Origin of the sequence: Metabacillus sp. FJAT-52054, from assembly GCF_037201815.1 — a bacterium.
GTDB lineage: Bacteria > Bacillota > Bacilli > Bacillales > Bacillaceae > Metabacillus_B > Metabacillus_B sediminis.
The window spans coordinates 1,091,921-1,112,455 of record NZ_CP147407.1 but is presented as its reverse complement, the minus strand read 5'-3'; the positions used below and the strand labels follow the sequence as shown (position 1 = coordinate 1,112,455).

The 20,535-nt window shown below is 44.7% G+C and carries 17 protein-coding genes; 3 read left to right on the top strand and 14 right to left on the bottom strand.

The features are described 5' to 3' along the window. Nucleotides 1-118 precede the first annotated feature (118 nt). Nucleotides 119-1,045: an LD-carboxypeptidase gene (locus WCV65_RS05945; RefSeq protein ID WP_035406528.1), complete on the top strand. Its 927-nt coding sequence runs from the start codon at nucleotides 119-121 to the stop codon at nucleotides 1,043-1,045. 84 nt (nucleotides 1,046-1,129) lie between these two features. On the opposite strand, the gene WCV65_RS05940 is transcribed toward WCV65_RS05945, so the two are convergent. The 7 genes from WCV65_RS05940 to WCV65_RS05910 form a co-directional block, all read right to left on the bottom strand. Further along, entirely contained in the window at nucleotides 1,130-1,996 is an 867-nt protein-coding gene (locus WCV65_RS05940; RefSeq protein WP_338780826.1) for a Cof-type HAD-IIB family hydrolase, read from the bottom strand. Between the two features lie 89 nt (nucleotides 1,997-2,085). Further along, entirely contained in the window at nucleotides 2,086-4,311 is a 2,226-nt protein-coding gene (locus WCV65_RS05935; protein ID WP_338780825.1) for an alpha-galactosidase, read from the bottom strand. Between the two features lie 14 nt (nucleotides 4,312-4,325). Next, nucleotides 4,326-6,047: a glycoside hydrolase family 35 protein gene (locus WCV65_RS05930; protein WP_338780823.1), complete on the bottom strand. Its 1,722-nt coding sequence runs from the start codon at nucleotides 6,045-6,047 to the stop codon at nucleotides 4,326-4,328. Nucleotides 6,048-6,058: 11 nt separating this feature from the next. Beyond that, nucleotides 6,059-6,919 carry a carbohydrate ABC transporter permease gene (locus WCV65_RS05925; RefSeq protein WP_338780821.1) on the bottom strand — a complete coding sequence of 287 codons (861 nt, stop codon included), beginning with the start codon at nucleotides 6,917-6,919 and terminating at the stop codon, nucleotides 6,059-6,061. Continuing rightward, nucleotides 6,919-7,770, bottom strand: a complete 852-nt coding sequence (locus WCV65_RS05920) for a sugar ABC transporter permease (RefSeq protein WP_338780819.1) — start codon at nucleotides 7,768-7,770, stop codon at nucleotides 6,919-6,921. The genes WCV65_RS05925 and WCV65_RS05920 overlap by 1 nt, the downstream gene beginning before the upstream one ends. A 60-nt stretch (nucleotides 7,771-7,830) precedes the next feature. After that, a complete protein-coding gene (locus WCV65_RS05915) occupies nucleotides 7,831-9,093 on the bottom strand; it encodes a sugar ABC transporter substrate-binding protein (RefSeq protein ID WP_338780817.1) in 1,263 nt (420 codons plus the stop codon). Nucleotides 9,094-9,158: 65 nt separating this feature from the next. Next, nucleotides 9,159-10,394 (bottom strand): ROK family transcriptional regulator, encoded by a 1,236-nt coding sequence (locus tag WCV65_RS05910; RefSeq protein WP_338780816.1) that lies wholly within the window; start codon nucleotides 10,392-10,394, stop codon nucleotides 9,159-9,161. Nucleotides 10,395-10,591: 197 nt separating this feature from the next. On the opposite strand from WCV65_RS05910, the gene WCV65_RS05905 reads away from it, so the two are divergent. After that, a complete protein-coding gene (locus WCV65_RS05905) occupies nucleotides 10,592-11,047 on the top strand; it encodes an HIT family protein (RefSeq protein ID WP_338780815.1) in 456 nt (151 codons plus the stop codon). 433 nt (nucleotides 11,048-11,480) lie between these two features. Here the strand turns inward: WCV65_RS05905 and WCV65_RS05900 are convergent, their stop codons facing one another. The 5 genes from WCV65_RS05900 to ssuD form a co-directional block, all read right to left on the bottom strand. Next, nucleotides 11,481-12,308: a carbohydrate ABC transporter permease gene (locus tag WCV65_RS05900; RefSeq protein ID WP_338780813.1), complete on the bottom strand. Its 828-nt coding sequence runs from the start codon at nucleotides 12,306-12,308 to the stop codon at nucleotides 11,481-11,483. Then, entirely contained in the window at nucleotides 12,308-13,231 is a 924-nt protein-coding gene (locus WCV65_RS05895; RefSeq protein WP_338780811.1) for a sugar ABC transporter permease, read from the bottom strand. The genes WCV65_RS05900 and WCV65_RS05895 overlap by 1 nt, the downstream gene beginning before the upstream one ends. A gap of 110 nt (nucleotides 13,232-13,341) precedes the next feature. After that, on the bottom strand, nucleotides 13,342-14,649 hold the full coding sequence (locus tag WCV65_RS05890; protein ID WP_338780809.1) for a sugar ABC transporter substrate-binding protein: 1,308 nt from the start codon (nucleotides 14,647-14,649) through the stop codon (nucleotides 13,342-13,344). A 121-nt stretch (nucleotides 14,650-14,770) separates the two neighbouring features. Continuing rightward, nucleotides 14,771-16,006, bottom strand: a complete 1,236-nt coding sequence (locus tag WCV65_RS05885) for an ROK family transcriptional regulator (protein ID WP_338780807.1) — start codon at nucleotides 16,004-16,006, stop codon at nucleotides 14,771-14,773. A gap of 420 nt (nucleotides 16,007-16,426) precedes the next feature. Then, nucleotides 16,427-17,482 carry an FMNH2-dependent alkanesulfonate monooxygenase gene (ssuD, locus tag WCV65_RS05880; RefSeq protein ID WP_338780805.1) on the bottom strand — a complete coding sequence of 352 codons (1,056 nt, stop codon included), beginning with the start codon at nucleotides 17,480-17,482 and terminating at the stop codon, nucleotides 16,427-16,429. A 258-nt stretch (nucleotides 17,483-17,740) separates the two neighbouring features. Between ssuD and WCV65_RS05875 the strand changes: the two genes are divergently transcribed. Then, on the top strand, nucleotides 17,741-18,706 hold the full coding sequence (locus WCV65_RS05875) for an acetylxylan esterase (protein ID WP_338780803.1): 966 nt from the start codon (nucleotides 17,741-17,743) through the stop codon (nucleotides 18,704-18,706). A gap of 222 nt (nucleotides 18,707-18,928) precedes the next feature. Here WCV65_RS05875 and WCV65_RS05870 read toward each other — a convergent pair whose 3' ends face one another. Continuing rightward, nucleotides 18,929-19,279, bottom strand: a complete 351-nt coding sequence (locus WCV65_RS05870) for a YlbF family regulator (protein WP_035406564.1) — start codon at nucleotides 19,277-19,279, stop codon at nucleotides 18,929-18,931. Nucleotides 19,280-19,366: 87 nt separating this feature from the next. Continuing rightward, on the bottom strand, nucleotides 19,367-20,503 hold the full coding sequence (locus WCV65_RS05865) for a DUF445 family protein (RefSeq protein WP_338780800.1): 1,137 nt from the start codon (nucleotides 20,501-20,503) through the stop codon (nucleotides 19,367-19,369). Nucleotides 20,504-20,535: the final 32 nt, after the last annotated feature.

The window sequence follows — 20,535 nt, the reverse complement described above, 5'->3', positions numbered from 1 at the left end:
TTGAACTGTCGGTCAATGAAAAGCATACTCATTTCACTTCAGATTATAGGTTCTTCTTTTTCGCATCACTTCCACATATACATGTTACAGCATGATTTGGATAGAAGGGGTGAAGGGATTGGCTCAGAGACCGCCTATTTTACAGCAGGGAGATACCATTGGCATCGTTACGCTCGGCAGTCCGCTTGATGAGGAAAAAATAAATCAGGGGATCGCAACGTTAAGAGGTATGGGATTTAAGATTGTACTTGGTGACTATGTTTATGCGGCTAACGGGTTTCTGGGCGGAACTGATGAACAGAGAGCAGCGGATTTAATGAATATGTTTTCCAACCCGGCAGTGAAAATGATCCTGCCGACAAGGGGCGGAGTCGGAGTTGCTGGTATTCTTCCTTATCTTGATTATTCAATTATCCGCAAAAACCCAAAAATCTTCAGCGGCTACAGCGATATTACGGTTCTGCAAAATGTTTTATTTCAATATGCAGATTTAATTACCTTTCAGAGTCTGCTCCTGCTTGATTTTGTGCCGGAAACCCCCGCCTATAATTTTCAGCAGTTTTTTGCGGCCACGGCTACCCTCCAATCACCGCGTCAAATTGTGAATCCTCCTGGCATTCTACAGGTCAGCAGAGTACCGGGAAATGCAACCGGAGAAACGGTCGGGGGAAATCTAACCTCTTTTGATGATACGATCGGAACCATTTATGACATCGATACAAACGGAAAAATCATTATCCTTGAAGAAACACACGAGCCGATTAATAAAGTGTACCGTTATGCAAACCACCTAAAACTTGCAGGAAAATTTGAGGATTGTGCCGGGATTGTTCTTGGAGAATGTACCGAATGCGGGGAGGCATACAGCAAAACCTTTGAGGATTTAATTCAGGATTTCTTTATTCCGCTTGGTAAACCGCTGATGACAAACGTTACGACGGCACACGGGTATTACAAAGCAGCCATTCCAATCGGTGCCCGAGCAAATTTAAATACAGTGAATAATACATTCACCATTCTTGAGCCGGGCGTTCGTCCTTCGTAAGCTGCTTTCACATACTCACTCGCCTGTGTTATTACCCTCCTCTTTTCATCAAAAAAAGGCCAACCCCTCAGGGTCAGCCTTTACTTACCGGTCCAGCTTAATTTTATCTAAGTATCCAAGGCGGTACTGTTTTCTAAAATGCTCTTTAATCATGTAGGCAACTCCTGAATCCTCATTGGAGCGTGTGATCCAGTCAGCAGCCTGTTTTACTTCAAACGGCGCCTGCCCCATAGCGACACCGAGTCCGGCATTTGCGATCATATCCCGGTCATCCGAGCTGTCTCCAATCGCGACAACCTCGCTCATTGGTATTTGAAGATGGCTGCAAAGAAGCTCCAGTCCGGTTGCTTTGGTCACTCCTTTGGCCGTTAGATCGAAGCGGAGTGCGTTCCTGTCTGAAATGGTGACCTCATTAAAAGTTTCTTTCAAAAAAACAGCCGCCGCTTGCTTCTCCCTTTTGCTTTGAAACAGCACCTCCAGCTTAGGAGCATCAATCGGTTCATCTCTAAGTGCATCTCCAAGTGATTCTACATATTGATTTGGATAGAAAAGAGGTTCAGAGGACTGGATGACCGCACTTCCGGTCATGTGAGGCGTAACCTTCACCCGGTTGCCGATGCTATAGCGCTCATGAATAATCCGGATATGGCATTCATAGTTTTCGAGCACCTGAACGAGGCTGTACGTCAACGTTTCTCCCAGTCTTCTTTCAAAAAGCGGCTCATCTATTTTTTCTGCGATAAAGGCGCCGCTGTGAGTAACCAAAAACGTTTCCAGTTTTAAGGCTCTCGCAAGCTTTCTGGCAGACTGGAAATGGCGGTTTGTCACAAGCGAGACATACACACCTTTTTTCTGTACAAATTCAATAGCTTCTCTTGTCACCTGGTTAAGGCGTCCATTTGAGCGAAGCAGCGTTCCGTCTATGTTCAATGCAAGCATGCGGTAAACCACGCAGGCTCCCCCTCTCTTGATGTCTGAAGTTGTTCCCTTATCAGCGTATGAAGAGGATTATGAGGGTAGAACAAGACGGCTTGCCCGCGTCAGACTTTTTTCAAAAGAAAGACTTCGGATTGAAAGTCTCCTCCTCTTTCTGCATACTTGGCATTGACCCCGTTGAATTCCATTGATAAATTAAGACCTCTCCTCATCAGTTCATCTCCCCGATAGATCCTGGAACGGCCTTCTACTGAATAGGCTGCATCGGGATCCAGCCCTGTAAGCTTGATGACCTGCTCTTTTTTCGGATTCGGAACAGCCAGTGTTTTATACCAGCCGGCGATGGCTGCAGACTGATCCTTCGCCACAACCATCCAAAGCAATTCGTTCGATGTGAACGGACTGATCAGTCTGTAAAAATCGCCGTCCCTGATCAGGGTGCGAAGCTGCTTGTATTGCGCAATCTGCCCTTTCACTTCTTCCTTCTCTTCCTCTGTCATGCGATTGGGATCCAGTTCATAGCCGAAGGTTCCAAAATACGCGACATCTCCCCGTGTTTTAAGCGATGTCTTTCTCATGGTCTGATGATTGGGAATATCCGATACGTGAGAGCCCATGCTGTAGATGGGATACACAAAAGAAGAACCGTATTGAATCTTCATTCTTTCAGCTGCATCCGTATCATCGCTCGTCCATGCCTGAGGCGCGTAATAAAGCATACCCGCGTCAAAGCGGCCTCCGCCTCCCGCACACGATTCAAAGAGGACGTCCGGAAATTCAGCGGTGAGCCGTTCGTACAGATCATACACTCCCAAAATATAGCGGTGGAAAAACTCACCCTGCTGATCATTTCCCAAGGCAGCTGAATAGGCTTCAGTAATATTGCGGTTCATATCCCATTTAATGTAGCTGAGTTTGGCAGAGCGGATAAAGAACGACATTCTTTCATACAGATAGTCAACGACTTCCCTGCGGGTATAATCCAGCACCCATTGATTACGGCCGTAGGATTTAGGACGCTCCGGATCATGAACCACCCAGTCAGGATGCTTTTTAAACAGTTCACTTTCCTCATTCACCATCTCCGGCTCAAACCATAAACCGAACTGCAGACCTTCCCCCCGAATCGATTCAGAAAGAGCTTCTATTCCTGCAGGGAGCTTGGCTTCATCTACAAACCAGTCCCCAAGGGAAGAGGTGTCATCATTTCTTTTTCCGAACCACCCGTCATCAAGAACGAAAAGCTCGATCCCAAGCTCTTTAGCCTGTCTGGCAATTTGCGTGATTTTCTCTGCATTAAAGTCAAAATACGTAGCTTCCCAGTTATTGATGAGAACCGGTCTTTCTTTATTGCGCCAGTTTGGCGATATTAAATGATTCCGGAATAGATCATGCACACCTTTTGTTAATCCGTTCAGGCCCTGATCCGAATAGGTCAGGACAGCCTCAGGAGTGTGGAAGGCCGTGCCGGGTTTCAGGTTCCAATTAAATTGGAATGGATGAATACCCATCGTGATTCTCGTCGTATCGTAATGGTCCACCTCTGCCTGGGCAAGAAAATTTCCGCTGTAAATGAAATGAACGCCGATCGCTTCTCCAAGCGTCTCGGTTGTTTCTGGCCGACGAAGTGCTAAAAATGGATTATGATGATGAGAGCTTGCTCCTCTTGCACTTGAAATGGACTGAATGCCTGTCTCAAGCACACGCTCCTTCAAGTGGCGCTCCCTTGACCACGTACCGGAAAGATGCATCATCTTATAGTCACGGTCATTTAAATCAAGGGACAAGCTCATTACCCGTTCAAGCTGAACGTTTTCCGTGCCGATGTTTTCTATGGTCGTCCTTCTTGCCATAACAGGAAGATGCTCAAATAGGGTGTAGTTCAAAGTCAGCTTCAGTCCGGCTGTCCGGTCGAGCAGCGTAATGGCAAGATTCTCCGCTTCCCCTTGCTCCGCAAATGTTGCCGGCATGCCTGGAATCCGTTCCTTTCCATCTGTAATAGCATAGTCTGCGTATTCAAAACGGTGGATCGCGCTGCCGCTTTCTCTTCTGATTGAAAGCGCAGGTTCCCTGAAGTCTGTAGTCCCGTAGCCAGGGTATTCCTGTCTTACTGTTTCCAGTGAAAAGGCAGGATCATCTTTTTCAACATGGCAGCTTGCCGCTGTCGGAACAGCTGAGTTTTGAAAATGTGAAAAATCCTCCTGATGGTTCAAAGCTTTTCCATAGTAAAGGTGGCCAAGCTCCCCGTTTTTCATCACATGAAAAATATAGCTGATCTGTCCGTTTGTTAAATGAAATTGTTTAGAAGATTCGTTGATATGAATAGGCATAGCGGTTCCTCCTCTTATCCGAGATCGGGCTGATCTGACAATTCAACGGTATTTGATGATGTCCCTTCAAGTTCCAGTACAAGGATTTCATTTTCTCCCTCTTTTACCAGCGGCCCTGGGATGTAAAGACTTAGTTGAGGTCCCTCTGACTGCCAATAACGGCCCAGGTTGAAGCCATTCACCCAGACATACCCTTTTGTCCACCCGGTCAAATCAATGAACGTATCCGCACAGGTTTCTGCAGAAAAGCTGCCATTGTAAAATATTGGAAATCTTGTATCTTTTCCTTGAATCAAGGTTATCTCTTCATGATTCAATTCGATCGGGATCACTTCCCAATCAAACCAATATTGCTGGCCGATCCAAAGGTTTTGAATGATTCCTTTTCGGTCCTTCAAATGCTTCCCGTAATTCACACGGCCCATATTTTCCACTAGAATTTCCAGCACATTTATGGCCTGATCAAAGGACAGCGTAATCGTTTTCTCCGCATCATTCCGATAGATGGTCTTCACATGCGTTCCATTGATATAGATAAACGCCCTGTCCCTTATTGGCGAAATATCCATCTCGAGCTCTCCCTGCTTCTCTACCTTAGTCCGGTAAAGAATCATTCCATAGCTTTGATCAAACTCTTCCATCGATCTCGGTGCAATGGCTTTGATAGAGGAGAGATCCTGAATGGCATCAAACAGGCTGGAGCTTTTCGATAATGCCACTTTGCCGTATGTTTTTTTCTCACCGGGTTCCGGATCCTCTTCAGGAACCTCCTTATACCTGGCCAATATCTCTTTCACTGCAAAATATTTATCCGAGGGATCTCCCCATTCTGTCAGCAAAGCATCATAATCATAGCTTGTGATCGTCGGAGTATACGTTTCGTAATGGTTGGCTCCATTCATAAAGCCGAAGTTCGTTCCTCCATGGAACATATAAAAGTTGACGGATGCCCCTTTGGAAAGCATGGTTTCATATACGGCCGTCATTTCCGCTGCGTCCCTTCTGTGGTGCTCACCGCCCCAGTGATCAAACCAGCCGATCCAAAACTCTGCACACATTAGAGGCGAGCCTGGTTTGAACCTTTCCAGCTCGCTGAACGCTTCCTCCGGCCTGGAGCCAAAGTTCAGCGTAGTTACCGCGTCCTCCAGCGAACCATGCTGGATAAACTCGGGACCATCAGAAGTAAAGAGCAGGACATCTATTCCCTCCTGCTGATAAAGCTTCCTTAAATACTTCAAATATTGCTGATCATTTCCATAGGCTCCATATTCATTTTCAATTTGCACCGCGATGACCGGTCCGCCATTTCCAGATAAATAAGGCACCAGCTTCGGCAGGAGAACGTGAAAATATTCGGTCAAATGATTTAAAAACACGGGATCGGAGCTTCGAAGCTCCATATCCTGTCCCTTCAGCAGCCAGGCAGGCAGACCGCCGAATTCCCATTCTGCACAAATATAGGGAGCGGGCCGAAGGATGACATGCAGACCCAATTTATCCGCTGTCTGAATAAATCCTTCCAAGTCTGCCATTCCTTCAAACTGAAATTCTCCTTTTTTAGGCTCGTGCACGTTCCAAGGAATATACGTTTCTACCGTATTCAGACCGAGCATCTTCAATTTTTGCAATCGGTCTTCCCAGTATTCCGGCACCACTCGAAAATAGTGAATGCTTCCTGATAGGATTTGAAAAGGTTCTTCGTTCAGAAAAAATTGTCCGTCCTTTGCTGTCAGCATAGAAACCCTCCTTATTTAACGGCACTTCCAAGCATTCCTGAAATAAATTGCTTCTGCAGAACGAGGAAGAAGATAATGATTGGAATCGTCGCTATGGAAACCCCCATCATGACTTGTCCATAATCAATGTACGACAATCCCATTAAACTGGAAAGAGCTACAGGGAACGTGTGCATGGATGAATCATTCAATACAACGAGCGGCCATAGGAAGTTGTTCCATTGAGTCATGAATAAGAAAATCGATGCAGCTGCAAGTGACGGCCTCATTGCCGGCATGACAACCTTCGCAAAAATCTTCAGTTCACTCGCCCCATCAAGCCGTGCAGCCTCGATCAGCTCTGTCGGGAATGCGAGGAAATTCTGCCGCAGCAGGAAAATGGCAAACGGATAACAGATTTGCGGAGCAATGACCGCAAAATACGTATTCAGCCATCCAGCAGAAGACATCATTTGAAAGAGCGGGATTAAGGTTGCCTGATAAGGAATCATCATGGAAAGCAGGAAAGCTGTAAAGATCAGATTTTTCCCTTTAAAATCCAGCTTCGCCAGTGCATAAGCGGCGAGAGAACATACAATCAATGCTGAAACCACATACAGCAGGGAAACAAACAATGAGTTAAATAGCACTCTTGATATATCAATAGCAGAATTCAGGTTCTGATAGTTTTCCACGAGCTTCGTTCCGGGAAGAAGCGTCGGCGGATTCGAGAACATTTTCCCGGATTCATTTGTAGACCCGATGAACATCCAGTAGAAAGGAAAAATAGAGATGACCAGAAAGACCCCCAGCAATGCATACATGCCTATTTTTTGCGGAAGCTTCCTATTCTTTTTTTCCTGTGTTATAGGTACACTTTTTACGGCTTCCATTATCGATCACCTGCCACTTTGAATTGGATGAAGGTCAAGATTGCTACTAGAACAACTACCACATAAGCAATGGCGGAAGCATAGCCAAACTGGAAATATTCAAAACCGTTCTGATAAATGTAAAGTCCCAGCGTCATCGTTGAATCTGCCGGTCCTCCTTTAGTCAGGTTAAATGGCTCATCGAACAATTGCAGTGTTCCAATCGTGCTCAATGTACCGGCAAACAGGATGACGGGCTTTAATTGAGGGATGGTGATATGAAAGAATTGACGGATCTTTCCTGCACCATCCAATGAGGCTGCCTCATAAATTTCCTCTGGGATATTTTGAAGCGCAGCAAGGAAAATGACCATATTGTAGCCTGTCCATCTCCACGTCATCGCAAGAATAATCGATGCTTTTGCCCAAAACCCATCAGACAGCCAGGGCACGGCTGCAATCCCAAGGTAGCTCAACGCGTTGTTGATAATCCCTTCCTCCTGCAGCATGATCGAGAAAAGGATGGAATAGGCTACAAGAGACGTTACAGCTGGAAGGAAGAAGGAAACCCTGAAAAATCCTTTCAGCTTTAAAAGCTGGCTGTTCAATGCCCCTGCCAATACGATTGCGAGCAGCAGCATGAGCGGCACCTGAAAAATGAAAATGATAAACGTGTTCTTTAGCGCTGTCCAAAAAATCTCGTCATTAAAGAGACGAATATAGTTGTTTAATCCGTTAAAGGTATAAGCTCCTGCCTCAAACTTCTGAAAGCTTAAGATAGAGGAAGCAACGACCGGATACACAGTAAAAATGAGAAACAAAACCAGTGCCGGAGCTAAAAACCAATAAGGAAACAATCGTGAACGACTCATTTGCAATCCCGCCTTTTGTAGAAAGAGCTAACTGCATTAGCTCCTTCCAGAATTTTCACTTTACAGCATCCTGTTCTTCAAACGCTTTTGAGCTGCTTTAAATGCTTCTTGGATTGAAAGCTTTCCTCCCGTTGCCTGGGACTGCGCCTTTACCGCTTCATCCTTGGCGTATGGGAAATCCCCTGTATAATTAACGGATGGAATATCTGTCATCTGATCGGCCAGTGTTTTCCATACAGCCTGTCCGCCAAAAAAGTCCACTCCGTTTGTAAACACTTCTTCATCATAAATAGTGGTTAAGGAAGGGAAGAGCCCGCCATTCATTGCTTCAATCTGAGTTTGTTCATCCGTTGAAAAATACTCCAGGAAATCATAGGCCATTTCCGCATTTTCAGATGACTTCATGATCGTATAGTTGCTTCCGCCAAGATTTGAGGCACGGTTTCCACCCTCCTCAAATGCCGGTAAAGGAATGACTCCCCAGTTGCCGGCAGAATCTTTTCCCTGCTGGGTAATTGAGCCTGCAAGCCATGCACCCGATGGAGCTGTCGCGACGTCCCCCTGAACCATGGAGCTGATCCATGCATCCCAGCCAACTGTATTTTTCACAAGATCCGCTTCTTTCAGCTGCTTATGGACCTCCATGGCTTTAACTGACTCTTTTGAAGTCAGATTCGGTTTCTCATTTTCATCAAAATAAAAGGTCCCTTGCTGATTCAGCATCATTCGGTAGAGACCGTCATCCCCGTTTAAATCAAGCCCGATCATATCCTTGCCGGTTTTTTCTTTAATCGTTTTTCCAGCTTCGATAAAATCGTCCCATGTTTTCATATCTTCCGCATTTACGCCGGCTTTTTCAAATATATCCTTGCGGTAAAAGACCCCTGTGGGACCCGCATCGAAAGGAAACGCATACATATCTCCGTCCTTTGAAACTAAGTCTCTTTTAAATTGCGGGAACATGGATTCTTTCTTTTTATCAAATCCTTGTTTTGACAAGTTCAGGAAGGCATCCGGAAAGGAATCAATGTAGCCTTGAATGCGGTCATCCTCCACCAGAACAATATCCGGAAGGCCCTGTCCGCCTGCAAGCAGCCCAGTGGTCAGTTTTTGATAAACATCGCTTGTACCCATTTCAACAATCTCAAGATCAAACTCTGGATGATTTTTCTGATATCGCTTCTCAGCAGCTTCCAAAACCGGTACGTTAACGTTCCAGACCCAGGCTGTTAATTTATTTGGGTTATCAGCCTTGCCAGAACATCCTGCCAGAAGTCCAATCCCCATTATGAGACACAGAAATACGCTCCATTTTTTTTCCATAATTTCCCTCCTATGATTCTGGCTATATAGTTACTTAATTAATTTATGAAACAAACTATTTAGATTTATAAGATCTCTTTTTGGTTTTGGTATTGCACAGCAAACATTTCTGCAAGCACGAGCGTTGCTGCTCCAATCAAAGCCGCCTCATCTCCAAGGCCGGACTGAACAATCACTGTTTCCTTAGCTTCCTCATCCAATGCCCTCTGTTTTACGACTTCCCTAATAGGATCAAGCAAAAAGGGACCAGCTTTTGAAATTCCCCCGCCGATAATAATTTTCGAAGGATTCATAATATGGATCAGATTTGTTACAGCTGTACCGATGTATCTCCCTGCATCACGGAATATTTCAATCGCTAGCTCATCCCCTTGAAGTGCAGCTTTGTGCAGCAATTCACCGCTGATTTTGTTCTCGTCTCCATTGATCAGGTCCGTAATTAACGTTTTTCTGCCGAAGGAAATTTCCCTCATGGCTGCCCGCTTCAGTCCATCATGTCCTGCGACCGTCTGAAGGCATCCATAATTGCCGCAAGTGCATTTCGTGCCGTTTAAATCTGCGACCGTGTGCCCAATTTCCCCTGCCAGTCCATGGCGGCCTCTGAATAATTCATTGTTCATCAGGATTCCTGCCCCAATTCCATAGCCGACATTGATGCAAATCAGATCCTCTGCTCCAACACCATTGCCAAACCAGGATTCACCCAGAGCCATTGCCCTTGCGTCATTTTCCACCCGTACCGGGACAAGCAATTCCTCTTCAAGCCTCTCCTTCAGAGGGATGTTCTTTAAGTTAAGGTTAGGTGCAAACAAGGCTACCCCCTTAGAAGAGTTCACTATTCCATGCATGCCAATTCCGATGCCGATCAGCTTATCCTTCGGGATGGCTGCTGTCTCTACAAGCCGAAGAATCTCACGGATAATAATCTGAACAAAGTCCTCCTCCGTCATCGAATCATCAATCGGAATCGTATTCTGAAGCACAATTTGCGCTTCCAGATCCGTTAGGGCAAAGCGGATTTTACTTACTCCTACATCAATTCCTGCAACGAAAAAGTTCCTGGAATTAATTCTTAGGATAATCGGCTTTCTCCCTCCGCTGGAAGGGCCCTGCTGACCTTCAACTACCAGTCCATCGTTCAGCAGTTCACTGGCGATATTCGTAACGGTAGGAGGAGTCAGCTTCGTTTTTTTGGCGATTTCCGCTCGTGAAATCCCTCCCGTTGACCGAATAATATTTAATATCAAAGACCGGTTAAGCGATTTCATTAATTGAAAGCTTCCGACAAGATGGCTCGCCATCCATTCATCCTCCCTGCTGCATATACAATCAATTAATTCCTCTTACAGAAAATTAATTAATTTAATTATGTTTTTGCGAAAGCACTTACATGTATTATGGCAAGCGTTTTCATATTTTGCAAGACTAAATCAGATATTCATATTACAATTGGATTAAGGTAAATATTAGCATTTTATTTTGATGGGAGAATGAATATATGTCCTGTTTAATCTGCGAGAGAATCCAATGGATAGAAAAAGAGAAAAATCCTTATTTCGTTGCCGAACTCGATACCGGTTATGTAGTAATCGGAGACCATCAATATTTCAAAGGCTACAGCCTATTCCTCTGCAAAGAGCATAAAAGCGAACTGCATATGCTTCATCCAACATTTAAAAGAACATTTTTAATGGAAATGAGCTTGGTTGCAGAAGCGGTTCAAAAAGCATTTGGAGCTGAAAAGATGAATTATGAACTGCTTGGAAACGGGGATTCTCATATGCATTGGCATTTATTTCCCAGGAAGGAAAACGATGCCCCTATAAAAGGACCCGTATGGTGGGTAGACCGGGAAGACATGTTTGCTGAGGAAGTAAAGCCTGCAGAAGATGAATTGGAAAAATTGAGAGATAGATTAAGAGCGGAAATAGAGCGGCTAATTACTGCAAGGTAAATACGAATATGAAAACCCGGAAACGCTCAAAGCTGTATTTCCGGGTTTAGGCTATGGTAAAGTGTAGTGTTGATTTTTTGACACCTGTTGATTGGAGCGGAAAGCGAGCGCCTGATAGCTGCAATGAACCTTTAGGTTTAACTGAGCTATTTTTAAAAGAATGCTCTGTTAAAGCCTGATATTGATTTTTAACACCTGTTGATTGGAGTGGAAGGCGCGAGACTCCTGCGGGAGCAGCGGGACAGGTGAGACCCCGCAGGCGCAAAGCGGCGAGGAGGCTCACCGCCCGCCCCGCGGAAAGCGAGCGCCTGCAACGGAAATCAACAGCCAAGTATAACAGAGCTTTAAAGAAAGATTGATTGGAGCTCCAGCCCATACACAAATTTCAAAAAGTAAAAATTGCTTTCTGATCTATAGATATAGATATTCCGATCTATTCTTTAACAGAGCTCCCAAGCATGCCGGATATAAACTGGCGCTGCAGCAGCAGGAAGAAAATCATAATCGGCAGAGTTGAGATGGCAGTTCCCATCATCAGCTGTCCATAATCAACCTTAGACAGTCCAATCAGACTTGATAATGCGACAGGCAATGTGTACATATCCTGCTCGTTAAGGATAACAAGCGGCCAAAGAAAATTGTTCCATTGAAACATAAACAGGAAGATGGCGACCGCTGCAAGAGACGGCTTCATTGTCGGCAAAACAATCGTAAAGAAGATTTTAAATTCCCCTGCGCCATCCACTCTAGCTGCTTCCAGCAATGAGTCAGGCAGCGCCTTCATATTTTGCCTCATGAGGAAAATGGCAAAAGGATAGGCCAGATTCGGAAGAATAACAGCCTGATAGGTATTGATCCACCCGAGAGCAGCCATCATTTTAAACAGCGGAATCAGCGTCACATGATACGGAATCATAATGGCCAATAACAGAACAAAGAAGATGGCATCTCTTCCTTTAAATTTGAACTTGGCAAAAGCATAGCCTGAAGCAGAACAGATCATCAGGGCCAATGCTGTATAAATGAGTGTTATCGTTAATGAATTCCCCAGAACCTTTAGGATACCAATGGATTCATCCAGGTTTTTAAGGTTCGTCCATAGCTCGCTGCCAGGAAGGAAATTCGGCGGAACTTTGAAAATCTCGCCGCTCGTATGGGAAGCTCCGATCACCATCCAATAAAACGGACCGATGGAACAAATGACACCAGCAATTAGTAGGGCATACAGCAATATTTTCGAGATGTTCTTTTGTGTTTTCATCAGTCCTGATCACCTGCGACTTTCATCTGAATCCAGGAGAGGATCGCAATCATAATCACAAGCACATAAGCTATAGCCGATGCGTAGCCGAAATCGAAGTATTTAAAACCGTTTTGGTACAAGTACAGAGAAATCGTTAACGTGGAGTTATTCGGTCCGCCTTCAGTCAGGATAAACGGTTCATCAAATAACTGCAGAGTTCCGATCGTGGAGAGTACGAAAGTAAACAAAATAATCGGACGCAGCTGCGGGATTGTAATATAAAAGAACTGCCGGACCCTGCCAGCGCCGTCAATGCTTGCCGCTTCATATAAGGATTCAGATACATTTTGAAGACCGGCGAGGTAAATCACCATATTGTAGCCTGTCCACCTCCATGTGATGGCTATCATTAAGGCAACTTTGGACCATGTAGTACTCGTCAGCCAGCCGACCTTTTCCATTCCCAGCAAGGAAAGAAAGTAGTTGATGATTCCATAATTTTCATCCAGCATGATCATGAAAACAATGGAATAAGCAACGAGTGCTGTGATGGCCGGCATAAAGTAGGAAATCCGGAAAAAAGCCTTCATTTTGACAAGCTTTGAATTCAGGGCTGCGGCAAGAATCAGGGCCAGGAACAGCTGAATCGGAACCTGAATAATTAAGATGAAAAACGTATTTTTCAAGGCTGTTAAAAAAAGTGGATCCTTAAATAGCCTTACATAATTTTCTAAGCCGACAAATGCCATCCCGGCCCCGTCACTTTTTTGAAAGCTCATAATGAACGATGAAATAACCGGATATACCGTGAATAAACAGAAGAGGATCACGGTAGGTGCAATGAGAATATACGGGAAGTTTTTCGGTGTAATCCAATTTTTCTTATACGCCTTTGGTTCATAGACCTGCTTGACAGCGGTCTCTTTTTGAAGCTCTGCCATATTGAAATCCTCCTCTCGGGACATCTGAATGAAACGCGTTTGTTCATTAAATTTAGAAACGGGGTAAAGAAGAAGGCTGCCCTTGAACAAGCAGCCCTCCCTTCTATATCTTACTTATTGATTTCGCGTTTCGATTCATTTGCCAGCTGATCAGCAGCTGCTTTCAGTGCCTCAGCCGGGTCCTTCTTATCAAGAAGAGCTGCAGCCTGAGCATCTGCTGCATATTTCAGTCCGCGAGGGTAATCATTCGTATAATTGGCCGGAGGAATATTTTTCACTTCGTCTGCAAACATACGGAAGATCGGCTGATTGTTAAAGAAAGCAACCGGCTCATCAAAGTATTTGTCTTCGTATGTTTCAAGCAGCGATGGGAAGATTCCGTATTTTTTAAGAACGTTCACTTGCGTATCTTTATCTGTCGTGAAGAATTCAGCAAATGCGTAAGCTGCGTCTTTATTTTTGGAGGCAGCCGGAATGACGATATCCGATCCCCCAAGATTGGCATCCCGGTTTCCGCCGGCTTCAAATGCGGGAAGCTTCATTACATCCCATTTCCCATCAAGCTCCTTTGCCTGTTCCATAATGGTTCCGGTATACCAGACGCCGAAAGGCACAGTTGCCACAGTTCCGTTGACAGTCGCCGTTACAGTTCCATCCCATCCGTCCACATTAGCCACCAGCTTGTTTTCCTGCAGCTTTTGAATCATGGACATCGCTTTTACGGATTCATCAGACTGGAAGTCAATGTTGCCTTTATCATCAAAATAGAAAGCACCTTGCTGATTCAGCATCATCCGGTACAGTGCATCATCCTTCGCAATATCCACTGGTACCATGGCAGAACCTGTTTTCTCTTTAATCACTTTCCCCGCTTCGATGAAATCATCCCACGTTTCAATCGATTTCGGATCTACACCCGCTTTTTCAAAAATATCAGTTCTGTAAAAAACGCCTGTCGGCCCGATATCCCATGGCATGGCTACGAACTTTCCATCTTCGTTTTTAGCTGTAGCTATTTTTGATTTCCCGAATTTATCTTCATATTTATCGAACCCTTTTTCAGAAAGATCCATGAATCCTTTCGGGAACTGCTTTTTATAGTTATCCAAACGGTCGCTTTCTACCATCAGGACATCCGGAAGTCCGGCACCGTTGGCAGCAAGCCCGACTGTGAGCTTATCGTATAGATCCAAGCGCCCTATATCCTGGACTTTCACTTCCACATCCGGGTATTTTTTCTTGAAATTTTCTACAGCCAATTCCATTGAGCTCGCTGCAACATTCCATCCCCAAACGGTAATTTCTCCTTTAGGCTTTCCGCCATCCCCAGCGGAACCGCCTGATCCCTGTGAACTGCATGCAGACAGCATCCCCACTGTCATGACTGCAGCCATCAATAATGACCATACCTTCTTCATATAAATCCCCCTTTTTTGTATCCGCTTTCATTTCTCCCAAAGTGAAACGTGTTACTTAATTAAATAATATAACGAACTACTATTAAAATAGCACACTTTTTTTCAAAATGTAAGGGCTTTCTTATACTGTTTGTCTCCTATTTTCATAGTTTAATGAAAACATATCCTCCAGGATTAATGTAACAGCGCCGACGAGTCCTGCACGGTCCCCAAGACCTGATTCGACGATGATCGTTTCCCTTGCCTCTTCACTCAACGCCCGTTTTAGAACGACTTCCTTAAGAGGATCCAATAGAAATGGTCCTGCTTTTGATATGCCGCCTCCAATAATGATTTTTGGCGGATTTAAGACGTGAACAAGATTAGAAATGGCTGCCCCGAGGTATTTACCGGTCGTTTGTAATATTTCAATCGCCAGATCATCCCCTGATTTTGCAGCCTGATGGATAATTTTCCCGCTGATTTTGTCAACGTCTCCTTCAGTCAGCTCAGAGATAAGGGTCCTCCTGCCAAGAATGATTTCCTTCATAGCTGCACTTTTTAACCCGTCGTGGGCCGTAAGAGTTTGGAGACATCCATAGCTTCCGCACGTACACCTTGGTCCGTTTAAATCAACGACCGTATGGCCGATTTCACCCGCCAGGCCATGCCGTCCCCTAAACAGCTTGTTGTTCATAATAATACCTGCACCGATCCCATATCCAACATTGATGCAGATGAGATCCTCAAAGCCAATGCCGCTGCCGAACCATGCCTCGCCCAGCGCCATAGCCCTCACATCATTTTCAACCTTTACCGGGATCATAAATTCTGCCTCCAGCATGCTTTTCAGCGGGATGTTTTTCATATTAAGATTTGGGGCAAATATGGAAATCCCGCGTTCAGCATCAACGATTCCATGCATGCCAATTCCAATTCCCATTATCTTCGTCCTTGGAATATCCGCCTTATCAATAAGGGTATAAATCTGCTTAATTATCAATTTGACAAGCTCTTCTTCTGTCATTCTTTCGCTGATGGATACGATGCTTTTCATAAGAATCTCCGCATTTAAATCTGTGACGGCAAAGCGGACTTTTTTAACCCCGACATCCACCCCTATGATATAAAAATTCCGTGAGTTGATTCTCAGCATGATAGGCTTTCGTCCTCCGCTTGAAGGTCCGGTCTGGCCTTCTATAACTAATTCCTCGTTCAAAAGTTCATGAACGATGTTTGTAACGGTAGGCGGAGTAAGCCTCGTTTTCTTCGCAATTTCTGCCCTGGATATCATCCCTGAAGAACGAATAATATTCAGAATCAGGGACCGGTTCAGGGATTTCATTAATTGAAAACTCCCGATTACATGATTAGCCAACCGTTTTCCCCCTCTTTAAATATAGCCATTTACGACTTTTTTATATCATGAAGACTCTCAGCACAGCAGTGTCCAGTAAACTTGTGGAAAACCCGCAAACCTCTTGTCTTTTAAAGGTATACCAGGTGTTTATAGAATAAGGCACTGTTAACTTTGGCTGTTGATTTTGCAGCAAGCTTAACCTAGTCAAAATAAAAATTGGCCATTAAAAAATGAAATGTCTTTTGCCAATCATATCGATTTAATGTTCCGCCGATCTCCCTTCGTTAATTAAGTTAATTTTCCAAGGTAGTTATGTAAGCACTTACATTTATTATCGCAAGCGTTCCTGATTTTGACAAGAGGCTTTCTGTAGCGCTGCCATCTTTTAACTCAGACTAAAGAAAAACCCGCAGTGCTGCGGGTTTTTTAGCAATAACGCTATTTATTAAGTTTCGGAAACACAAGCTCTGCGAATCGATAGGCTTCTTCCAGATGAGGATAACCGGATAGTATGAATGTATCCACACCAGCCTCCTCGTATTCTCTCATCCGTTCTGCTGCAATGTCAGGGTCGCCGACGATTGCTGTTCCCGCTCCTTCGCGTGCGAGCCCAATTCCAGCCCATAGATTAGGAGAAATTTCGAGATTGTCCCGCAGTTTGGAGCCGCCGTGCAGAGAAGATTGCGTTCGCTGAGCAACTGAATCGAAGGAAGCATGACGCTCCTCGAAAGCCCGGATGGTTGCATCATCTACATGACTGATCAGCCGTTCAGCAGCATCCCATGCTTCCTGTTCCGTTTCTCTGACAATTGCATGCAGCCGAATACCAAAGGTTAGTGTTCGTCCTTCAGCAGCAGCCAACTTCTTCATCTCTTGAATTTTTGCTTTAATTTGATTCGGCGGCTGACCCCATAACAGGTAAACATCCGCATGTTTCGCTCCAACCGCTTTCCCTGCTGGAGATGATCCGCCGAAATATAGCGGTGGATACGGCTTCTGTACAGGCAGCTCCGGTATATGAGCACCCGTTACCTCCAGATGTTTCCCTTTGTAATCTACTTGATTGCCTTCCATTACTCTTCTCCAAATATCCAAATACTCATCCGTTACTTCATATCGTTCATCGTGGCTATGGTAGCTGCCAAACCCTGCCTGCTCTGCAGGGTCACCGCCTGTCACAACATTCAAAAGAAGGCGGCCGTCTGAAAAATGGTCGAAGGTTGCAGACATTCTTGCAGACAGGGTTGGAGACATGAGACCAGGCCTGAGGGCAATCAGAAATTTTAATTTATTTGTGACAGAGGCGAGGTAGGAAGCGGTTACCCACGAATCCTCACAATTTGCCCCTGTCGGTAATAAAGCACCATCATATCCAAGGTTGTCCAATGCACTTGCAATTTGCTTTAAGTAGGTAATCTCAGGTTTTCTTTCTCCCGCACGTGTTCCTAAATAATGGCCGTCTCCAGCTGTTGGAAAAAACCAGAATAAATTCATGATGTACCCCTTTCTCTCACTGATGAGAACTGCCTGTTTCTCTATAAAAATATGATTTTTACCGCAAGGACATGACCCTGCAATGCAAAAACCCCTGCTTATAAATGTGTGAAGGCGGGGGTTTTCAGTTCTCTCATTAACCTTTTATTCTATAGAACTATTGTAAAGTTGATAATTCCGATACGTCAAGTAAACAATCTGAAAAAGCAGGAAATTCAGTTTTCAGCGAGAAACATGGTGATAGGAAGGTGGTAAACAATGAACGCTTTGGAAAAACAGATCGAGCAGCTTTTGGCTTATTCAGCTGCGCCTACAATTTCGCTGGAAAACCTATCTGCTTTTTGGAAAAGGAATCTGGAAAAGTTTAAGGAAACGCCCGTTGATGCACGCTTTTCACAGACTGCTGATCTATTTCCTTCGGTTGATATTTATACTGCTGTTTTTTACGGCTTTGATGATACGCCGCTGAACGCCCAGCTCCTTATCCCCCGTTTTGCAAAGGATGAGCAGCTGCCTTGCGCGATTGTCTTTCACGGATATGGGGACAGCAAAGGCATGCCTGAAAAACACGCGGCTCTTCTTTTATTGGGGGTCGCCGTATTTGCAGTGGATGTAAGAGGGCAAGGAGGCAAAACCGGAAACCATTTGACCAGTTCATACGGAATGACGTCCGGCTGGATTACACAAGGAATTTTGGATCCTGAGACTTCCTACTATCATGCGATTGTCATCGATGCAGTAAGAGCGGTGGATGCAGCTGCCTCCCACCCCAGAGTAGACGGAGGCAGATTGTTCACTGCCGGTCTCAGCCAGGGCGGCGGACTTGCGCTGATGACGGCTGCATTAAGCGGCGATAAATTAAAATTTGCATCTGCTGCTCTTCCCGGGATGTGTCACATGGATCTAGGGATCATGAAATCTTCCGGGTCACTTAGCGAAGCCGCTGCTTTTGTCCAAAAACACCCTGAACATCTCAGTCAGATCCTCTATACGCTGAGCATGTTCGATGTGCTGAATCACGCTCATGCTATTACGGTTCCCGTACACATACAAGTAGGATTAAAGGATCCGGTCTGTGTTCCAGAAAGCATTCTTGCTGTTTACAATAGGATCTCATCCCGTAAAAAGCTTGCGGTTCATCCTTTCACCGCTCACGAAATGACCGAGCACGTGCAGCGGCGGATGCTGGAGTATGTGAAGGATGAACTTTTTGGGGAGATATAGAGGTTTTTAATAAAATAGGATGGAAATTACGGGTGGATCGGATTTTTTGCTGATAATCGTAATTGCTGACTTTTACCGTTATTTGCTGACTTTTCCTGATAATTGCTGACTTTTTACCATTATTTGCTGACTAAGCCCTTCCAGCAGGGCTTAGTACAAGAATCACCAAGCACCCATTCAAAAAAAAAACGCCCTCCAAGGAAGGCGATTTTCTTATATTGATTATTCCACCGCACCATAAAGGTCTTCAAGCGGCTTCATAATGATTTTGTTGAGTTCGGCGATGACCATGCTCATGCGCTGTTCGGCTTCCATCAGCTGGGCGATGGTTTGGTGCTGCTGGACAAGTGCAACCGATTTTTGCGCCTGGTCCACTTCTTCTTGTGAGATTTCCTGTCCGGACATTTGCTTTTGCTGAAGTTTCAGCTGGATGTCACGGAAGTTATCAAACATATTTTTTGCTGCTTCATCTGCGTTCACTTGATCATAAAGCGCTCTAAGCTGCTTGTATTCTGTGCTTTCGCGCAGTGCTTTTTCCAGGTTGCCGGCTTCTGTGTAAAGGTTCTCTGACATGTGATCGCCCTCCTTTAATTTCGGTCCTCGATTCGGACCCCTACCCACTATAACAGAAATCGATCTGATTTTCATGGATGGAACGATTTAACCTTGGAATACCGCAATCAAAGCCTGAAAAATCCCTATTAAACCGCCGAGCAGCGCACCTAAATAGGTAATCATTTTCAGCTCGCTGCTTGTTATTGATAACACCATTTGCTCGAGTCTTTGAGTGGAAAATGTATCTACCTGCTCTTTAACGATCTGCTCGATGTTGAGTTGATTCATCAGAGTTTCCATGTTGTTTGTTAAACCGCTGATTGCCATGGAAACCATGTTCGGGATAAAGGTTTCGCGAATGGAATGATGGTATGGCGCTGTCATATCAAATACAGTTTTTCCATACCAGTCTTTTATTCCAAGAGAGCGAATAGCACGGTTTTTCAGCTCAGTTGCAGCTTCATCCATTTTCAGCTTCTCTTGAACTTCCCCGAATTTCATTTGCTTCGCTTTCTCCCATTCATTTGTAATCAGGTCGGAGATGAATGCTTCTGTTTCCCCATTTTTCAAAAACTTTATCAGTTCAGGCTGTACAAGTTCAGAGAGATTCATATTGCCTGTAAACATTTGAATCATGCTGCCGAGGCGGCCGCGTTCTGCAAGAAAATCATCGATCATGTTTTTAATGCGATTTCTTCCCTCGAAGCTTTCAAAATACTGGATGCCTGATAGAACGATATAATGGGCAACCTCTTTTGCTTTTCCGTCGAGCTTCGCTTCAAGTGCTGGAGGCATCATTTGCGATAGCGTTTTTTCCCGGCTTTCCGCTTCAAATTCTCTCCACTTGCTTTCAATCATTGAAACAATCAGCTTTTCCGTTTTTTCATCTGCCTTTTCAACTCCGGCTTTTTCTAAAACCCCCAGGATTGTCTGATTTTGATTCATCCATTCAAACACCATTTTTTCTGCCCAGTTTTCCAGCGCTTGTCCGAAGGAGGAATCAATGATTTTCTTTTTAAGGCTTTCTGCAGTGAGAAGGTGTTCAATCACCATTTTCCCCATCTGCTCAGCCATCTGGTCTCTTCTTTTCGGTATGAGGCCTGGTGTAAAAGGAAGTCTTTTTCCGAATACATAGACCGGATTATACGGTCTGAAAAGCATTTGAATCGCAAGGTGGTTCGTAATTCCGCCAATTGCGGCTCCAATACCGATCATAAAAATAAAAGTCCATAGCACGCTCATTCTAACACTCCATATCTTCACATACTTTTCGT

Coding starts and splice junctions, on each gene's coding strand:
- WCV65_RS05870 (WP_035406564.1), bottom strand. CDS start 19,279: ATGTCAGAGAACCTTTACACAGAAGCCGGCAACCTGGAAAAAGCACTG.
- WCV65_RS05935 (WP_338780825.1), bottom strand. CDS start 4,311: ATGCCTATTCATATCAACGAATCTTCTAAACAATTTCATTTAACAAAC.
- WCV65_RS05930 (WP_338780823.1), bottom strand. CDS start 6,047: ATGCTGACAGCAAAGGACGGACAATTTTTTCTGAACGAAGAACCTTTT.
- WCV65_RS05890 (WP_338780809.1), bottom strand. CDS start 14,649: ATGAAGAAGGTATGGTCATTATTGATGGCTGCAGTCATGACAGTGGGG.
- WCV65_RS05905 (WP_338780815.1), top strand. CDS start 10,592: ATGTCCTGTTTAATCTGCGAGAGAATCCAATGGATAGAAAAAGAGAAA.
- WCV65_RS05900 (WP_338780813.1), bottom strand. CDS start 12,308: ATGAAAACACAAAAGAACATCTCGAAAATATTGCTGTATGCCCTACTA.
- WCV65_RS05865 (WP_338780800.1), bottom strand. CDS start 20,503: ATGAGCGTGCTATGGACTTTTATTTTTATGATCGGTATTGGAGCCGCA.
- WCV65_RS05910 (WP_338780816.1), bottom strand. CDS start 10,394: ATGGCGAGCCATCTTGTCGGAAGCTTTCAATTAATGAAATCGCTTAAC.
- WCV65_RS05915 (WP_338780817.1), bottom strand. CDS start 9,093: ATGGAAAAAAAATGGAGCGTATTTCTGTGTCTCATAATGGGGATTGGA.
- WCV65_RS05925 (WP_338780821.1), bottom strand. CDS start 6,919: ATGGAAGCCGTAAAAAGTGTACCTATAACACAGGAAAAAAAGAATAGG.
- WCV65_RS05875 (WP_338780803.1), top strand. CDS start 17,741: ATGAACGCTTTGGAAAAACAGATCGAGCAGCTTTTGGCTTATTCAGCT.
- WCV65_RS05920 (WP_338780819.1), bottom strand. CDS start 7,770: ATGAGTCGTTCACGATTGTTTCCTTATTGGTTTTTAGCTCCGGCACTG.
- WCV65_RS05895 (WP_338780811.1), bottom strand. CDS start 13,231: ATGGCAGAGCTTCAAAAAGAGACCGCTGTCAAGCAGGTCTATGAACCA.
- ssuD (WP_338780805.1), bottom strand. CDS start 17,482: ATGAATTTATTCTGGTTTTTTCCAACAGCTGGAGACGGCCATTATTTA.